This is a genomic window from Streptomyces sp. JK94, assembly GCF_053613315.1.
The window spans coordinates 14,834-32,033 of the sequence record NZ_JBSICH010000019.1 but is presented as its reverse complement, the minus strand read 5'-3'; the positions used below and the strand labels follow the sequence as shown (position 1 = coordinate 32,033).

At 73.6% G+C, this 17,200-nt stretch carries 17 protein-coding genes; 6 read left to right on the top strand and 11 right to left on the bottom strand.

What is annotated here, in order from left to right; translation table 11 throughout:
- The first annotated feature begins 30 nt into the window (after positions 1–30).
- Positions 31–645: a LysE/ArgO family amino acid transporter gene (locus tag ACVV2G_RS18250; protein ID WP_453843777.1), complete on the top strand. Its 615-nt coding sequence runs from the start codon at positions 31–33 to the stop codon at positions 643–645.
- 217 nt (positions 646–862) lie between these two features.
- Here ACVV2G_RS18250 and ACVV2G_RS18245 read toward each other — a convergent pair whose 3' ends face one another.
- Positions 863–1,318, bottom strand: coding sequence for a cyclic nucleotide-binding domain-containing protein (locus ACVV2G_RS18245; RefSeq protein ID WP_453843776.1), 456 nt, complete (start codon positions 1,316–1,318; stop codon positions 863–865).
- Between the two features lie 557 nt (positions 1,319–1,875).
- Positions 1,876–2,091: a hypothetical protein gene (locus ACVV2G_RS18240; protein ID WP_453843775.1), complete on the bottom strand. Its 216-nt coding sequence runs from the start codon at positions 2,089–2,091 to the stop codon at positions 1,876–1,878.
- Between the two features lie 166 nt (positions 2,092–2,257).
- Between ACVV2G_RS18240 and ACVV2G_RS18235 the strand changes: the two genes are divergently transcribed.
- From ACVV2G_RS18235 to ACVV2G_RS18215, 5 genes are all read left to right on the top strand, one after another.
- Complete coding sequence (locus ACVV2G_RS18235) at positions 2,258–2,704, top strand: ATP-binding protein (protein WP_453843774.1); 447 nt, start codon at positions 2,258–2,260, stop codon at positions 2,702–2,704.
- Positions 2,705–2,883: 179 nt separating this feature from the next.
- On the top strand, positions 2,884–3,738 hold the full coding sequence (locus ACVV2G_RS18230) for a SigB/SigF/SigG family RNA polymerase sigma factor (RefSeq protein ID WP_453843773.1): 855 nt from the start codon (positions 2,884–2,886) through the stop codon (positions 3,736–3,738).
- A gap of 35 nt (positions 3,739–3,773) precedes the next feature.
- Complete coding sequence (locus tag ACVV2G_RS18225; RefSeq protein ID WP_453843772.1) at positions 3,774–4,016, top strand: DUF5133 domain-containing protein; 243 nt, start codon at positions 3,774–3,776, stop codon at positions 4,014–4,016.
- Between the two features lie 118 nt (positions 4,017–4,134).
- Complete coding sequence (locus tag ACVV2G_RS18220; protein WP_453843771.1) at positions 4,135–4,968, top strand: DUF1206 domain-containing protein; 834 nt, start codon at positions 4,135–4,137, stop codon at positions 4,966–4,968.
- Positions 4,969–4,996: 28 nt separating this feature from the next.
- Complete coding sequence (locus ACVV2G_RS18215; RefSeq protein WP_453843770.1) at positions 4,997–5,431, top strand: hypothetical protein; 435 nt, start codon at positions 4,997–4,999, stop codon at positions 5,429–5,431.
- A 3-nt stretch (positions 5,432–5,434) separates the two neighbouring features.
- Here ACVV2G_RS18215 and ACVV2G_RS18210 read toward each other — a convergent pair whose 3' ends face one another.
- From ACVV2G_RS18210 to ACVV2G_RS18170, 9 genes are all read right to left on the bottom strand, one after another.
- The gene (locus tag ACVV2G_RS18210; RefSeq protein ID WP_453843769.1) at positions 5,435–7,681 is read right to left on the bottom strand and encodes an FUSC family protein; all 2,247 of its coding nucleotides are present in this window, start codon (positions 7,679–7,681) and stop codon (positions 5,435–5,437) included.
- Between the two features lie 121 nt (positions 7,682–7,802).
- Positions 7,803–9,176, bottom strand: a complete 1,374-nt coding sequence (locus ACVV2G_RS18205) for an NAD(P)/FAD-dependent oxidoreductase (protein WP_453843768.1) — start codon at positions 9,174–9,176, stop codon at positions 7,803–7,805.
- A 228-nt stretch (positions 9,177–9,404) separates the two neighbouring features.
- Positions 9,405–11,138, bottom strand: a complete 1,734-nt coding sequence (locus tag ACVV2G_RS18200; RefSeq protein ID WP_453843767.1) for a PP2C family protein-serine/threonine phosphatase — start codon at positions 11,136–11,138, stop codon at positions 9,405–9,407.
- Positions 11,135–12,199: an ATP-binding SpoIIE family protein phosphatase gene (locus ACVV2G_RS18195; protein ID WP_453843766.1), complete on the bottom strand. Its 1,065-nt coding sequence runs from the start codon at positions 12,197–12,199 to the stop codon at positions 11,135–11,137. Before ACVV2G_RS18195 ends, ACVV2G_RS18200 begins: the two co-directional genes overlap by 4 nt.
- A complete protein-coding gene (locus tag ACVV2G_RS18190; protein WP_453843765.1) occupies positions 12,199–12,639 on the bottom strand; it encodes an anti-sigma regulatory factor in 441 nt (146 codons plus the stop codon). Before ACVV2G_RS18190 ends, ACVV2G_RS18195 begins: the two co-directional genes overlap by 1 nt.
- On the bottom strand, positions 12,639–13,070 hold the full coding sequence (locus ACVV2G_RS18185) for an STAS domain-containing protein (RefSeq protein WP_453843764.1): 432 nt from the start codon (positions 13,068–13,070) through the stop codon (positions 12,639–12,641). The genes ACVV2G_RS18190 and ACVV2G_RS18185 overlap by 1 nt, the downstream gene beginning before the upstream one ends.
- Positions 13,067–13,963 (bottom strand): STAS domain-containing protein, encoded by an 897-nt coding sequence (locus tag ACVV2G_RS18180; protein ID WP_453843763.1) that lies wholly within the window; start codon positions 13,961–13,963, stop codon positions 13,067–13,069. Before ACVV2G_RS18180 ends, ACVV2G_RS18185 begins: the two co-directional genes overlap by 4 nt.
- A 140-nt stretch (positions 13,964–14,103) precedes the next feature.
- Positions 14,104–14,496 carry an STAS domain-containing protein gene (locus ACVV2G_RS18175; RefSeq protein WP_453843762.1) on the bottom strand — a complete coding sequence of 131 codons (393 nt, stop codon included), beginning with the start codon at positions 14,494–14,496 and terminating at the stop codon, positions 14,104–14,106.
- A gap of 118 nt (positions 14,497–14,614) precedes the next feature.
- Positions 14,615–17,116, bottom strand: a complete 2,502-nt coding sequence (locus ACVV2G_RS18170; protein ID WP_453843761.1) for a SpoIIE family protein phosphatase — start codon at positions 17,114–17,116, stop codon at positions 14,615–14,617.
- Between the last annotated feature and the right edge of the window lie 84 nt (positions 17,117–17,200).

Here is a 17,200-nt window from a genome sequence, read left to right as displayed (position 1 = left end):
CCGGTTATCATTCGCTTAGCGTCCGTAGGCATGTCCAACGCCCTCACCGCCACGGCCGCCGGCTTCGGCACCGGTCTCTCGCTCATCGTCGCCATCGGTGCCCAGAACGCCTTCGTCCTGCGCCAGGGCGTCCGCCGCCACGCGGTCCTCGCCGTGGTCGGCATCTGCGCGCTGTCCGACGCCCTGCTCATCGCCCTCGGGGTCGCCGGGGTCGGCGCGGTGGTGGTGGCCCGGCCGGGCGCGCTGACGGCGGTCGGCTGGATCGGCGGTGCGTTCCTGCTCTGTTACGGCGCCCTGGCCGCCCGGCGCGTCTTCCGGCCGGCCGGCGCGCTGCGGGCGGACGGTGACGCGGCCGGATCGCGCCGCCGGGCCGTTCTCACCTGCCTGGCCCTCACCTGGCTCAACCCGCACGTCTACCTCGACACCGTCCTCCTGCTGGGCTCGGTCGCCGCCGACCGGGGAGCGCTGCGCTGGACCTTCGGCGCGGGCGCCGCGGCCGCCAGCCTGTGCTGGTTCGCCGCGCTCGGCTTCGGCGCCCGCCACCTCGGCCGCTTCCTGGCCCGGCCCGCGGCCTGGCGGGTCCTCGACGGACTGGTCGCCGCCACCATGGTCGTTCTCGGGATCACCCTCGTCACCGGGGCCTGAGCCTGCCCGGCCCGGCCGCCGGCAGCGGGCGCACCGCCGTCGCCGCGCCCGCGCGGATCCACGACGTCACCGGCTCCCCGGCCCGGGACGGCGCCGCGAGCGGTCCGCGACGCCTCCGTCGCCCGCCTTGTCCCGGACGGCGGACTCTCCGCCGTGAAGGCCCCTCGGCCGGCGGCCGTGCTGCCGGCGCGTCACCGTCGCCGGTTCCGAGGGCGCCTCACAGGGACCCGCGCCCGTGCAGCGCGTAGTGCTCCATGAGCCGTCCTCTGGTGGTCTCCAGCCGGTGCGCGAGGATCTCGGCGACCGAGCGCACCAGCACGATGCCGAGCCGGGGATCCTCCTCGCACAGGTCGAGCACCGCGGACGCCTCGAACTCGTAGGCGCGCACCGGGCTGAAGGCCTCGGCGCCGAAGTCCCACTCGTAGGGCGGGAACAGCCAGGACCAGCCGAGCAGGTCGCCCGCGCCGAGGCTGGCGACCGTGACCCGTTGCAGGGACGTCACCTGCTGGGTCAGGGACACCGCGCCGGAACGGACCACCCAGAACCGGTCGGCCCTGCCGCCCGCCTCGAAGATCCGAACGTCCTCGGGGAAGGAGACCTCCCGGGCGAGTGCCGTGAGCCGCCCGCGCTGGGGCTGGGGGAGGGCGGTCAGCAGTTTGGTCGCTTTGGTCATGGCACGGGGCTCCTCGCCGACGCTTCGGTTCCGGGGCTTTCCCTATGTCCATTTCAGTCGCTGTCGGCTTCCCGGGCACCTCGGCGGGACGGCGGATCCGGTACGGATTCGGTGCCGGAACCGGGGTCGAAGGCGCGAGGGCGTGAAAAAGCCCTGGCTGGACGGGGGGAGCCAGCCAGGGCCGTGAAGCGGTGACGTACGAAGGACGCTCGGGGTCGACTTCGTCGCCACGTATGGATGAACGTTAAACCATCTCTCGGGGTTCCATGCAACCGGAACCCGGTCACGTGACCCGTTTCACCTGCGGCTCCCGCCGGCGACCCGACCCTCCGTGCCGTCCCGTCGGCACGGCACGGACTCCTCCACCGCTGTCCGCGACGGTCCCGACCGTCTCCCGCGCCGGACCGCTCGGGTCCGGTGGGAACGTCCCGGAGTCCGGACCACCGCGCGGAACCCGTAGCACCGGCTCGGCCGCCCGTACGGGCGGCCGGGTGTGGCCGGCCGCCCTGCCGACCCGCTCTCCCGGCGACCACCCGGGCGATCCGCCCCGCGGTCCGTCACCGCCCGTTGCGGCCCGGGGTCAGCACCTCGTCCAGCACCCGCAGGACGGCCTCGTACGCCACCGTCCGCACCGCGGCCTCCCGGGAGCCCTCCGGGTCGGTCGGCCGCAGTTCCTCGCTCCGCGCCCGCCAGCTCCGCTCCTGTTCCACCGCGCAGGCCCTCGCACGGTGCATGCGGCGCAGCAGTTCGTCCGAATCCACAACATCCGTCATGCCTTCCGCATACCCCCGTGGGCCGCGGGGATGGCCGTTGAGCCGTAAGAAGGGCCGGAGGTTTGGCCCCACCGACAGAGGTGAGCCGACAGTGACCAGGCCACACGGCACACAGCGCGTGGGGCCGGCCGGACCCGGTACGACCCACCGACCAGGGAGCCCACGGATGTGTGACAGGCACACGACCGAACCCGTCGTCGAGCGGTACGACGCGGACCGGCACCGACGGTTCCGGCCGTGCAAACCCGCCGAGGCGCGCAGGACCGTCGAACGCGTCGTCACCGAGTGCTGCGGCACCGACGGCCACGCGGCGTGCGACGCCGCCGCCCTGTCGGACGCCGTGCTGGTCGCCTCGGAACTGACCACCAACGCGATCCTGCACGGCGGGGGCATCACCGACTTCCGGGTCGACGTCGTCGGACCAGGCGTACGCCTGTCGGTGTGCGACCGCAGTCACGACCTGCCGGTGGCCGTGCCGCGGACCGATGCCCAGGGACGCCGCCGCGTCGGCGGCCGGGGCTGGCCGATCGTCTGCCGGCTCGCGTGCGACGTACGCGTGGCAGATCTTCCCGCGGGAGGCAAGTGCATCACCGTGGTCGTTCCGCTGTCCTGAGTACATTTCGAAAAGCGGAGTTTGTTCCCCCGGGGTGGGGGCAGTCGCAAGTTCGTGCTTCGGACCGGAGGCGCAGCAGCGGGAGCGGTATGGCTGCGTGGGCCCTCCGGGTGAGGTCACCCGGAAAGCACCGTTCCCGCGGAATGTTCCCCTGAGACCACCGTTCAGGAGCGATCCGCATGCTCATCGAAACATCCACTGTCCGCCCCGGAACCACCGAGACCGCCGCCACCCGCCGCCGGCACGACGACGCGCCCGACACCATGGCCCGCTTCGCACGGCTCGCGGAGCTGGAGGACGGGCCGGAACGCGACGCGGTCCGGGACGAACTCGTCACCGCCTGGCTGCCCATGGCCCACCGGATCGCCGGCCGGTTCCGGGACCGCGGAGAGTCCATCGAAGACCTGCGCCAGGTCGCGGCGCTCGGCCTGGTGAAGGCCATCGACCGCTTCGACCCGGAGCGGGGAGCCTTCGAGAGCTACGCCGTGCCCACCATCACCGGTGAGGTCAAGCGCCACTTCCGGGACCGGATGTGGGCCCTGCGGGTGCCCCGCCGGGTCCAGGAACTGCGCAACAAGGTGCGGGTCGCCCGGCGCGAGCTCACTCAGAGCCCCGGCAGCCCCGAACCGTCGGTGGCCGCCCTCGCCGCCCACACCGGGCTGACCGAGGACGAGGTCAGCGCCGGGATGGAGGCGCTGGAGAGCTTCAGCACCCTGTCGCTGGACGCGGAACTCTCGGCCGGCGACGACGGCTACAGCCTCGCGGACACCCTCGGCACCGCGGACGGGTCGTACGAGACCGTCATCGACCGGGAGTCCGCCAAGGAAGGGCTGCGCAGGCTGCCCGAGCGGGAGCGGGCCATCCTCTACATGCGCTTCTTCGAGGACATGACGCAGAGCCGGATAGCCGATCGTCTCGGCATCTCGCAGATGCACGTCTCACGGCTCATCAGCCGCAGCTGCGCCCGGGTGCGCGACGAGGCGATGGGACAGCGGGCGGGCCACCGGGGCAGCGGCCGGCCGGTGCGCCGGTGAGCGGCCGAGAACCGAGCGCGGGAGGAACGGGACGGATGCTGATGCCCGACCCCGCGGTGCTGCGCGGACTCGTCGACGCGTACGAGGCGGCAGCAGCCTGCGAACCCGCCGACGACACGGGCGGACCCGGCCCCCGGGCCCGGGACCTGGCGTACACGCTGTGCGTGTCGACCGGCACGCGGGACGTGCGGCAGGCCCTGGAGGCGGCACGGCACCAGCTCGCGGCCGCCCCGGCCCCGGCGCCCGTGTGCGCCGGGCCCGCACCGGTGGCGGACTGACGCGGGGCGGGGAACGCAGCGGCGGCCCGGCTGCCCGCACACCGTACGGCGGTGTGCGGGCAGCCGGGTGTGTGCCCGGGGCGACGGGGCATGCGGGAGTCCGGGAGGGGATGTGCAGATGAACACGAACGTTCTGGGGCGTACGGGCCGGGGCCGGGCCCGCCGGGCGGCGAAGGGGTCGACCGCCGAGGGGGCCGCACGCGCGGGACTCACCGCCCGCGGCGTCATCTACCTGCTGGTCGGCATCCTGGCCCTGCAGATCGCCTTCGGCACCGGGAACCGCCAGGCGGACCGGGGCGGTGCCCTGGCCGAGCTGTCGGACAAGCCCTTCGGCGCCGTGCTGCTGTGGGCGCTGGGTGCCGGGCTGGTGGGCATGGCGCTCTGGCGGCTGTCACAGGCGCTCTTCGGCGTCACCGGCAAGGACGGCCACACGGCGAAGAAGCGGCTGCCGGCCGCCGCCCGGTGCGTGTTCTACACGTTCGTCGCGTACTCCGTCCTGGCCTTCGCGGCGGGCTCCGGCGACAGCGGGTCCAGCGACCGGCAGTCCCGGGACGTCACCTCCAGGGTGATGGAGATGCCCGCCGGGCAGTGGCTCGTGGGCCTGGCCGGCGTCGCCGTGGTGATCGCCGGAGTCGTGATCGCCGTACAGGCGCTGCGCCGCAACTACCACAAGAAGCTGAAGCTCGGGGAGCTGAGCCCGCGGGCCCGACGGCTGGTCGACGTCACCGGCGTCGGGGGCGGGGTGGCGCGCGGCCTCGTCTTCGCCGCGGCGGGAGCCTTCGCCGTGCGGTCCGCCGTCGACTACCGGCCCGACGAGGCCAAGGGACTGGACGACACCCTGCGCTCCTTCGCCGAGACCCCGCTCGGACCCTGGCTGCTGGTCTGCGTCGCCGCAGGCCTGGTGCTGTTCGGCGTGTTCTCCTTCGCCCTCGCGCGGTGGCGCAGGGTCTGAGCCGCCCCGCACGGGGAACACGGGGCGAATGAACGAACACGAGATTCCTCCGCCGGACGGACGTCCCGTGGACGTCTACCTCGACCTCCTGCGCGTTCGCATGGAGACCGACGCCTACCAGCTCCTGCTCAGCGTGGTGGAACCCGTCCTCCAGGCGATCGACGAGCACCAGATGCCCACCATCGACTTCTCCCTGGACGGGGACAACGCCGAGGCACTGCCCCAGGAGATCAGGGACGAGGCCGCCCTGGTCATCGCCACCGCGGTCACGGGCCGGCTGGACAACGAGGTCGTCGAGATCGACACCGACGAGACCGGACCCGTCCGGGTCGTCACCGACGCGACCACCGCCTCCGACCCCGAACGCCTCGAGGAGATAGCCGACTACCTCAAGGAACGGCACCGGCAGAACGAGGAACTGCGCGGCATCGCCGAGGCCAGCGGTCTGCCCAGCGACTTCTGACCCTCACCGCCGCGGCGCCCTGACGGGCACGTCCAGCGGTCGGGCGAGACCCGTCACCGCCTCGTCCAGGCGCTCCAGGTGCCGCAGTACCCGGCCGGTGATGCGGCCGTACCGCGGCACCCCGGCGGCGTCCGGTTCCAGCAGCGACGCGATGCTCGGCCCGGTCTCCACCTCCGTCCGCGCGCCGTCGTCGGCGACGCGCGCGGCGATCGCCCCGATGTTGCGCACCGTGCGCCGTACCGCCCCGCGCAGCCGGGGATCGGCGGCGATCGAGGGATGGGTCGGCAGCAGCTCGGCCGTCGCCGCCAGGGACCGGGCGTGATAGGCGCAGGTTTCCAGCAGCGCCACCACGTACCGGGCCGTGTCGCGCCGGGCCCGCAACGGCGTGATCGGATGCGTGAGCGGCTGGGTGGCGGCCCGCAGGTCACCCAGTGCCTGGTCCAGCTCCCGCGCCGTGTCCAGCAGATCGGCCGCCGCGCCGCCGCTGAGCTGGTCGACGGCGCCCTCGGTCACGTCGGTCAGCCGCTCCAGCACCGTGCCGAGCAGCTCGTTCGTACGGCGATCGGTGCGAATCGGCAGCACCAGCGCCGCCGCGACGATCCCGCAGGCCGCGCCGAGCGCCGTCTCCTCGATGCGCAGCAGCAGCACCGACAGGCTGTAGGTGTGCAGCAGGGTGTACAGCAGCCCGAGCATCGCGGTGACGAAGAAGGACATCAGGGTGTACGACAGCGGCGCCGTGTAGAACATCGCGAAGATGAGCAGCAGCACCAGGGCGAACGCGGTCCACGTGTGGTTGCCGACCAGACCGGCCAGCACGATGCCCGCCACGACGCCCAGGACGGTACCCAGCAGGCGCCGGTAGCCCTTGACCAGGATCTCGCCGGTGGACGCGGTGTTGATGAAGACGATCCAGCAGGTGAGGACCGCCCAGTACCAGCGCTGGGAGGACAGCAGCTCCCCGCCGGCGATGGCGAGCGAGGACCCCACGGCGACCTGTACCGCGGCACGCGTGGTGGGCCGCCGCAAACCGGTCGGCTCCTCCTTCGCCACGGCCTCCTCTCCGGCGTCGATGGCCGCGTCCTCGGCGTCCAGCTCCTCCCGGGAACGGGTCGTCGCGGGGGTGTCGTCCGACTCGTCCTGCGGCCCGTCCAGGGCGATCCGCAGGCCCATGACCGCACGCGCGCTCTCGCCGAGGCCGCGGAACACGTCCTGGACGGCCGGGGTCGCCTCGGGGAGGTTCTCCTCGTCGCGGTAACCGAGGAGCCGGTTGCGCAGAAGGGACAGCGCGGTGCCGCGCGCCTCGGCGGGCGGCCGCAGCACCAGGGTGCGCAGCGCCGCCAGGTCGCGGCGCAGGATCTCCGTGGCCTCGCCGGGCGCCGGTGAGCGGCCCACCGCGGGCGCCGGCGCCCCCGGCAGGTGCAGGGTCAGGGTGTCCGCCCGCTCGGCGCTGCGCGCGGTCAGCAGCAGCAGACCCAGCCGCTCGGCGGCGATCTCGGCGTCCGCGACGCGCCGCTGCACCAGCCGCGCCGTGGGCTCGTCCGGGGTGCCCTCCTCCAGCCGGGACTGGATCATCAGGGCCGTCTCGTGCAACCGCGCGGTGCCGGACCGCAGGCGTTCCAGCGTCTTCTCGATCTCGTCCGGTCCGGCGTCCAGCAGTTCGGCCTGCGTCGCGATCAGCTGGGCCAGCCGGGCCCGGAACGCCTGCCGCAGCCGCTGGAGGACGCCCGCCGGCGTCGCCGGCACCACCGCGAACCGCACCACCGCGCTGGACACGAACGCCACCGCGATGGCACTCAGCAGTCCCGGCAGCACCGACACCTTCGCGCCGACGAACAGGGAGACGAAGTAGACCTGGAAGCCGATCAACCCCAGGGCCGTACCGCGGTCGCCGAACCTGCGGACGAAGACGGCGCAGAAGATCAGGACGACGAAGAACGCGTCACCGACGACGACCCGTGAGGACAGCAGTGAGGCGGTCGACACCGCGGCCAGGGCGACGGGCAGCCCCAGCGCCAGGGTGACGGCCTGCGGGCCGGGCTCCTTCTCCCGGATGGCGAAGGTGGCGACCATCGCCGTCATGGCGCCCGCCACCAGATGGGTGACGTCCGCGTCGAAGACGGCGAGCACGGCCAGCGCCAGCGCGATGGCGCCCACCGTGCGCAGCCCCGCCGTCAGTCGCAGCAGCCCCGGGTCGGACGCGGCGACGCGGTCCCGCAGCCGTGTCCGCGCCGAGCGCCCCGCTGCCTTCACGCCGCCGTACACTCTCCCGATCCACAGCCTCTTTCCGGCCATTCACAGCCGGGTCCCGGCCGGTTCACGCCGAGATCCACTTCTCAGCATGCCATGCCGCGGACCGGCCCCGGCCGCAGGGTCACTCCACCCGGCTCATCCCACCGACGTGCTCCCGCACCTGTTCCGGCGTCAGATAGGCGTCGGTGTACTCGAAGTCCTTCAGCTTGGCCGGCTTGCGGGCCTGGAAACCGGTGCGGACGAAGTCGTCGCCGGCGACCGCGTTCAGCGCCCAGTTGGTCGCCACCCGGGCCTTGGCCACGCCCGTGCGCAGCGCCGACCAGTGGTAGCCGCGGGCCACGGCCTGGGCGGGCAGGCCCTTCAGCCCGATGCCGAGGGGCTTGGAGACCGCGTCGGCGCCGCCGAGGTCGACGACGAGCCCCAGGTCCTTGTGGACGTACGGCCGCATCGGCTGGTTGCGGAGCGTGGCGATGAGGTTCTCGGCGACGTGCCGGCCCTGCCGCATGGCGTGCTGGGCGGTGGGCGGGCAGACGGCGCCCTCCTGGCCCTTGGCGAGATCGGGCACCGCCGCGGAGTCGCCGAGCGCGAACACCCCGTCGTGGTTCGGCAGGCACATCTCGGCGGTGACCGCGAGCCGTCCCTTGACCGTTTCCGCGCCGAGCGTGGCGATGAGCGGGCTCGCCACCACCCCGGCGGTCCAGATCAGCGTGCGGGTGGGTACCACCCGGCCGTCCGTGAAGGTGACCTCCTCGGGCCCGGCCTTGTCGATGGACACGCCCAGGGAGATCTCGATGCCGCGCCGCGTGAGGATCCGCTGCGCGTCCCGGCCGAGCTTCTCGCCCAGTTCGGGCATCAGCTTCGGTGCGACGTCGATCAGATGCCACTTGATCAGGCTCGGGTCGAGCCGGTTGTAGCGCTTGACGGCCGCGTGCGTCAGCCGCTGCAGACAGGCCGCGGTCTCGGTGCCGGCGTAACCGCCGCCGACCACCACGAACTGCAGCCGGGAGGCGCGTTCCGCCGGGTCCTGGCTGGCGTCGGCGAGGTCGAGCTGCGAGATGACGTGGTCGCGGACGTACGCGGCCTCCGCCAGGGTCTTCATGCCGAACGCGTTGTCGGTGAGCCCCGGGATGTCGAACGTGCGGGTGATGCTGCCGGGGGCCAGCACGATGTAGTCGTACGGCTCGTTGACGATCTGGTCGGTGATGGTGCGCACCACGCAGACCTTCGCCTTCAGGTCCACCCCGATCGCCCCGCCCGGGATGATCCGGGTGCGGTACTTGCTGCTGCGGCGCAGGGAGAGCGCGATCGACTGGGGCGTCAGCACCCCGGAGGCGACCTGGGGCAGCAACGGCAGATAGAGCTGGTAGGAGAACGGCGCCACCAAGGTGACGTCGGCCTCGTCGGGGGCGAGCCTCCGCTCCAGACGACGGACGCACTCCACGCCGGCGAAACCTGCGCCGACCACCAGGATCCTGGGTCGTGTCACGGTGTTCATCCCTTTCTGCGGCTCCAGGCGGTCTGCCGCGAACGCCATTCGCCTGCCCCTGGATCGCTCCTTCGCACCTCGTCGATCCCACCGCGCCCGCGCCGGATCGGCCAGCCGGGTGCGGCAGGCAGGCGACTCGCCCCGGCGGTCACCGTGCCCCGGCCGGCCCCGGAAGGCATCGGACGGACGGGTGTGAACGGACGCGGACCGTCCCGTGGGGGGGGCGGTGCCCCGGCCTCAGCCGGAGCCGCGGAGGTGGCAGAGCAGCAGGCACACGTCGTCGTCGCGCTGCGAGTCGCTCAGCAGGGGACGCAGGATGCCGTCCGCCGAACCGTCCAGGTCCGCCTCCAGCCGGGCCGAGCCGAACGAGCCGAGCGCCTCGGCGAGCCGCTCGATGCCCGGGTCTATCCCCAGGGCACGCCGCTCCACCAGACCGTCCGTGTACAGCGCGAGCGTCGAACCCGGCGCCAGCGGAACCGTGTGGTCGGCGATCTCCTGGCGCAGCGGGATGCCGAGCATCGCACCGGGTTTGGCGTCCAGGGTCTGGACCCGCCCGTCCGGGGTACGCAGCACCGGCGGCGGATGACCGGCGGCGGCCCACGTCAGAGTGGGGTCGTCGGGGTGGAAACGCGCGATGACGGCCGTGGCGAACAGGTCGGGCTGGAGGTGGTGCAGGAAGATGTGCAGCCGGGTCAGCAGCCGGCCGGGGCTGCCGCCGTCGACGGCGTAGGCTCGCAGCGCGGTCCGCAGCTGGCTCATCATCACGGCTGCGCGCAGCCCGTGCCCGGTCACGTCGCCGACCACGGCGATGGTGCCGCCGTCGGGCTGACGGAAGGCGTCGTACCAGTCGCCGCCGATGTTCAGCCCGTGGGTGGCGGGCAGATAGCGCGCGGCCAGGGCGAGTCCCGGCGGGGCCGGCAGTTCCGTGAGCAGTGCCCGCTGCAGCGTCTCGGCGATGTCGCGGTTGTGCTGGTAGCGCTGCGCGTGGTCGATCGCGGTACTCGCCCGCCGGGTCAGTTCGATCAGCATCACGGCGTCGTCGGGATCCCAGCGTTCCCCGGGCGGCGACAGGGTCACCACGCCCAGGGGCGCCTGCCGCGTCGGCAGCGGGACGCACAGCAGGGGCCGCTCCGGTTCGAGCGCCGACGGCGGCTGGTCGTCGACACCGGACAGACCGCCCGGGTGCGCGGCGGCGTACTGCGGCCGCCCGGTGCGGGCGGCGACCACGGCGGCGGCCGGATGGGCCGGGCCCGGCCGTTCGCCGTCCTGCTCGAAGAGCCAGACGTCGACACTCGCGGCGTACTCCGGCACCAGCAGCTCCGGCAGCCGGCGCACGATCTCGTGGTGGTCGAGCGAGGCCGTCAGCACCGCGCTCGCGTCCGCCAGGAAGGTCAGCCTGCGCCGGGCGTTCTCCGCCTCCGTGCGCGCCTTGCGTTCGGCGGCGAACGCCTCCCGCTGCGCCCGCCCGGCGGCGTCCAGCTCGGCGTGCAGCGCCACCACGCCCTGATTGGTCTGCTGCAGCTCCTCCCGGTGGAAGTCGACCAGGTGCTCCTGCTCGCTGAGCCTGTCCAGCACCAGCGCGGTGTCCTCGTCGGCGCCCAGCAGGGCCTCCGCCAGCACGGCCGGATCGTCCACGGCGGCGTCGGCGCCGACGCCGGGCACGGCCTCGGGACAGGGCACCGTGACCCGCCACGGGGGCTGGCCGGCGGTGGCGGTGTCGCGCGCCGGTGCCACCACGGCGTGCAGCACGCTCGCCCCGGCCTCCGGCGTCACGGGGGAGGCCGTGCCCGTCTCCAGCGTGAGCCGCCAGGTGCCGCCCTTGGCCAGGCACAGCCGCAGCTGCGTGCCGAGCGAGGCCACCAGTCGCGTGCGCTCCAGCGGCGGCACACCGTAGGCCGCGGCGAGGCGCGCGGTGGCGATACGGGCCCGCGCCGCGTCGGTGACGTCGGTGATCTGCCAGGTACGGGTCATGGGCGGTCCGACGGGGTCGTGGTCAGTACGGCGACTGCGGTGTCGTCCCGCACCGGGCGGGCCGAGCTGCTGGCGTCACGGACGGTCACGGCGGCCGTCACCGCCGGGTCGGTCGCCGTGCGGCAGGTGTCGGCCGTCGGAGCCCAGCGGCTCGGCAGGCCGTCGCTGTGCAGGACCAGCACCCGGTCGTCCGTCCAGGCCCTCTCCTCCTCGCGCAGGGTGGTGGGCCGGTGGGTGCCGATGATGCCGGGCCGGGAGACCAGGTGCCGCCAGGTGCCGCCCTCGCACAGCCGCGCCCCGATGTTGCCGACCCCGGCGAACCTGAGCACCGCGGCACGCGTGTCGACCTGGGCCACCGCCACGGCCGCGCCGCGGGTGCCGGTCAGCGCCTTGTCGAGCCGCCGCAGCGCCTCGGCCGGCGACAGGTGGGCCGCGCTGCGCAGTGCCTCCACGGCCGCGGTCGAGGCACGGGCCGCCTCCGGGCCGTGGCCCAGCCCGTCGGCCAGCATCAGCGTGACCCGGTCCCCGTCCCGGGCCCAGGCCCAGGCGTCGCCCGAGTACTCGGCGCCGCCGAACGGGACGTTCACGGCACCGGCCCGCACCCGGGCGGCCGGACCCGGGTCGGTGACGGGGCGGTCGAGCACGGCACCGACCCGGGCGACCACGACCGTCCCCCGGCCCGGGACGCTGTGCAGGTCGAAGTCGTCGGCGAGGCGCGCGCAGGTGCCCAGCCCCGCACCGAGGGACTGCGTCGTGGTGAAACCGTCGCGCAGGGCGACGGACACGTCGGCGATCCCGGGACCGTGGTCGACCGTGGCGACCTGCACCAGCGTGGCCCGGTCCCGGCCGGCCGCGAGGACCGGCGGGGCGACGACGTCGATGAGGACCTGGCCGCCCCCGGCGTGCTTGAGGAGGTTGGTCGCCAGCTCGGTCGCCACCAGCGCCGCCGCGGCGGTGCGCTGCTGGTCCAGCCCGGCCAGGGCCGCCGCGTGCTCCGCGGCCACGCGGGCGTCGCGCACCCGCGTCGAGTCGTGCACCGGTACCTCCCACACGCGTGGCATCAGGACTCCTCGCGTGGCCGGGGCGGCCGGCCCACCCAGGAGGTCACCCGCACGGTGGTGCCCGCGCCCGGGTTGCTCTCGATCGTGAAGTCGTGCACCAGGCGCCGCGCGCCGCCCAGGCCCATGCCCAGGCCGCCGCCCGAGGTGAAGCCGTCGCTCAGCGCCTGCTCAAGGTCCGCGATGCCCGGTCCCTCGTCGCGGAAGGTCAGCCGCAGCCCCTGCACGCCCGCCTCGGCGAGGGACTCCGTCTCCATCGTTCCGCCGCCGCCGTACACGAGCGTGTTGCGAGCCAGTTCACTGGCCGCCGTGACCAGCTTCGTCTGGTCCACCAGACCGAAGCCGAGCTGGGCGGCCGTCTGCCGCACGTGCTGACGTACCCACACCAGATCCATGTCCGAACGGATCGGCAGGCGGGCCTGGGCGCCCGCGGCAGTGTGCATCACGGACTCTCCTGGCGCAGGCCGCCGTAGCGGGACGACGGGGCGTGCCGCGTCAGCAGCTCCATGGCCACCTCGGTACTGAGCGCGGTGTGCACCCCGGGCAACGACAGACCCAGCTCCACCAGGGTGATGGCGACCGCCGGGCGCATGCCGACGACCACCGTCCGGGCGGCCAGGAGCTCGGTCTGGCCGGCGATCTCGGCCAGGATCCGGCCGAGGAAGGAATCGACGATCTCCACCCCGGAGATGTCGATGATCACTCCCGTCGCACCGCTGCGGGAGATGGTCTCGGCGAGGTCCTGCTGGAGCTGCTGCGCCGTGCTGTCGTGCAGGTCCCCCTGGAGGGTGACCAGCAGCACCTCGCCGAGCCGGAGCACCGGAACATGACCCGTCACGGGACCCCCGTGGGGTCCCGGGAATGCCTCGCTCACCGCGCGACCGGTCCGTTCACCACGGGGTTCACGATGCCGACCCCGAGCTGGTGCAGGACGTACCCGAGGGCGTCGGCGAGGCTCGCCCGGGTGACCACGGTGCCCAGGTCCAGACCGAGGTGGACCATGGTCTGCGCGATCGCGGGCCGGATGCCGGAGACGATGCACTCGGCGCCCATCAGCCGGGCCGCCGCGACCGTCTTCATCAGGTGCTGGGCGACCAGCGAGTCGACGGTCGGGACCCCGGTGATGTCCAGGATCGCGTAGCGCGCCTGCTGCTCCACGATGGATTCCAGCAGCGTCTCCATGACGACCTGGCTGCGGGCGCTGTCCAGCGTCCCGATCAGCGGAACGGCCACGATGCCGTCCCACAGCTTGATGACGGGGGTGGCCACCTCCATCAGCTGCAGCCGCTGCCGGTCGATGAGCGCCTGCCCCTCGCTGAGCGCCGTCTGCATGACCACGACCCGCAGGGTGCCCATCAGCACGGTCAGCGTGGTGACACAGGCCCGGGCGTCCTCGGCAGAGGTGTCCGGCAGATCGGACAGCAGCAGGTTCTCGACCGGCTGGCGCAGGGCGGCCAGTTCGCTCGACACCTGCGCCGTGCTCAGGCCGGCGCGGGAGCGGGCCGCACCCATCCTCGCCAACTGCTCGCGCACCGTCGTGAATCCGGCGGCGTCCGGGTCCTCCACCCGTGCCGCGTCCGCGACTTGGGCCAGCGCGTCCACCACGGCCTTGCCCGCCTCGACGGCCTCGTCGCGGGACACGGTGAACACGGCCCGGAACAAGGCCTCGTCCGCCCATCGTTGGGCGATCTGCTCACGGCGGCGTCGCAGGAAGTCCCTGACCTCGTGCGTCGGCGATCCCGCTGTTCCCTCGGCCTGTTCCGGCACCTGTTCCACTCCTCATCCACGTTGCGTCGCACCGAACCCGCAGGCAGCGTGACGGCGATGTGATCCTGCCGGGCGACAACTGTATCCACCCGCCGACCACGTACGACACCTGATCCCGGATGAGCGGCGGCAACCGGGATTCAGGCGTCCGGTACCTGCGGCCCCTCCGGGTGCGCGTCGACGCGCGAGAGCGCCTCGTCGACGCTCTCGGAGACCGGCACGGTGATACTGACGCCCGTCAGGTCCAGGACCCGCCGCACCGCCGGGGCCGGCGAGATGATGTGCACACTGCCCGGCAGCTCGCGGGCCTCCTGGTAGACCCGCAGAATGATGTTCATGCCGGAGGAGTCCATGAACGGAACCTCCGACAGGTCCAGCAGGAAGTGCCGCCGGCCGTGGTGCAGCTGGTTGGCCAGATGGTGCTGGAACTCGGTCGCGGTGTCGACGTCCAGGTAGCCCTCCACCTTGAGCAGCGCCACCTCCTCCCGCGGCAGCGTCACCTCGACGGACAGCGGGTTCTGGGCTATGGGCACGTGTACCTCCAACAAAGCGGCCGGAGCGGTGGGACGTCATGTCCCACCGCGCACCGCGGCTACCCCCGAATCGGAGTGTCACACCCGTCCGGCCGGGACCGTGACCGGTCACCTTCCGTCACCCGACCCTGATGCCCACGAGACACGTGTCGTCGTCCGTGTCCGACCTGCTGTAGGTGAGCAGCCGGTCCAGGTGCTGGTCGAGGGTGTTCGGCGCCGTGCGGACCGTGCTGAGCAGCTGGGCCAGCGACTCCTCCACCGAGCGGTCGCGGCGCTCGACCAGACCGTCGGTGTACATCAGCAGGGTGTCCTCGCCGGCCAGCTGCACCTCGTCCTCCTCGTACGCCGCCTCGGCCACCGCGCCCAGCAGCATCCCCTTGACCAGCGGCAGCGGCTGGGCCGCCGCGCCCCGGACCAGCACCGGGGGCAGATGCCCCGCCCTGGCCCAGCGCAGCGTCCGCCGGGCCGGGTCGTACAGGCCGCACACCGCCGTGGCCGTGACCCCGCCGGTCAGGTGGTGCGCCACGATGTTGAGCCAGGACAGCAGCTGCCCCGGCCCGGCACCGGTCACCGCGAGGCCGCGCAGCGCGTTGCGCAGTACCACCATGCTGGTCGCGGCCTCTATGCCGTGCCCGGCCACGTCCCCCACGCACAGCAGCACCAGCCCGTTCGGCAGCATCACGGCGTCGTACCAGTCGCCGCCCACCAGCTGTTCCGTCTCCGCGGGCCGGTACCGGACGGCCACCTGGAGGTCCGGCACCTTCAGCGGGTTGCGCGTCGGCGGCATGATGGCGTGCTGCAGCTGCAGCGTCAGCCGGTTGCGTTCGATGGCCTGCTGTTCGGTGTGCGCCAGCTGGTCGCGCGTCGCGGCGAGCGCCACCTCGGTCCAGTGCTGGGCCGAGATGTCCTGATAGGCGCCCCGTACGACGAGCAGGCGGTCGTCGGTGTCCAGGACCGGTTCGGCCACCACCCGCACGTGCCGGGTGACCCTGTCGGGCCGCTGCAGCCGGAACGCCGCCGACGCCGGCCGCCGGTGGTGCATCAGCGTGCGCAGGAACCGGCCGATGGTCACGGCGTCGTCCGGGTGGGCGTGCGCCGCCAGCTCCTCCAGCGGCACCGGGATGCTCGTCTGCGGGCGCCCGTACAGGTCGAACAGCTGGCCGTTCCAGGTGATCTCGCCGGTCAGCAGGTTCTCCTCGAAGCCGCCGATGCGGCCGAGGCGCTGGGCGTGCTGGAGGAGGCTGGCCAGCCGGGCCGTCTCGTCCTCGATGCGCCAGATCAGCAGGACGGCGTTGCCGTGCCGGCTGACGCTGATGTCCGCGATCGCCGACAGCGGTACCTGGTCCACCAGGGCGGTCAGGTTCATGCGCCGGGCCCGGAACGGCTCACCGGTGGCGTACACCCGCTCCACGTTCTGGAACAGCTCGCTGTCCCCGGCGGCCATCGGGTAGGCCTCCAGCAGCAGCGCGCCGCCCACGACGGCGCGCGGTCGCCCGGCGGGGTCCAGGAAGCGCTTGTTCACGTGCTGGATGCGGAAGTCCGCCAGGTGGCCGTCGGCGTCCAGATGGGGCACCAGGACCAGCGCCGGGTCGTACAGCCCGTCGGCCAGGTCCATCAGCTCCACCGCGTCCGGCACGACCCGCGGCTCCTGCCCGGTGCCGTGCGAGGGCGTGTACGACTCCAGCGTGTGCGCGCACAGCTCCGCCAGGGCCTCCACCTGGCGCACCACCTGGGGCGGCTGCGGGGCCAGCGGCTCCGGCCAGGCGATCTCCAGTACACCGTGGATGCGGCCCCCGGTACCGGCGGGCACGGCGGCCCTGCCGCCGTCCGGGTACTGGTGCCGGCCCACGCTGGGCAGGCCGGTCGTGGCCAGGGAGGTGATCCACTGGCCCGTGCGCTCGGTCAGACCGCACCGGGCCACCGTCGCCACGTCCGGCGGCACGTACCGCCAGCGGGTGGCCTCGGCCGCGGAGAAACCCGCGCTGCCGGCCAGCGTGAGCGACCCGTCGTACCCGGCCGCCCAGATGGCCACGGCGGCCGCGCCGAGCGGGCGCAGGGCCTGCTCCAGCAGGGCGTCGGCGACGGCCTGGGTGTCGTCCGCGGCGAGTGCGCCGCTCTCGGCCGCCCGCAGGCGCACGGCGGCCGACTCGGCCGCCGCTTCCGCGTCCGCGTCGGCCGTGCCCTCCTCGTCGTCGGTGCTCTGCGCGGCGGAGGTGGCGGTGAGGAACGCGTCGGTCACCTCCGACATGCGGTCACGGGCGGCCTGGTTGATGACGTCGACCGCGAATTCCAGCGGGGTCACCTGCGACTGGTCGGCCAGCTCCGCGAGCTGCCGGGCGGCCTGCGCCGGGCCGCACCCGAGCCGGGCGACCAGGATGCCCTTGGCCAGCTCGATCAGGGCCCGGCCCTCGGCCTCCGCCTGGGCGGCGCGCACCTCGCGGCTGAGCCGGTCCACCGTCGCGGCCAGCCTGCCCACGGGGGACATCGGGGTCATCGCGCGCAGGTCGGCGGCCGGCCCGTCGACCGCGGGGGAGCGCGGCCCGGAATCCGAAGGGGGCGCGGCGGACGGGGCCGGCGGCGCGCCGCCGGCCGTTTCGCGGGACTGCTCGGACATGCTCACGATGGGGACGCTCCTCGGCTGGAGACCGCCAGGGTGTACGACGCGCCGCGCCGAGCACCGCCCGGCCCACCGGTGTACGGGACG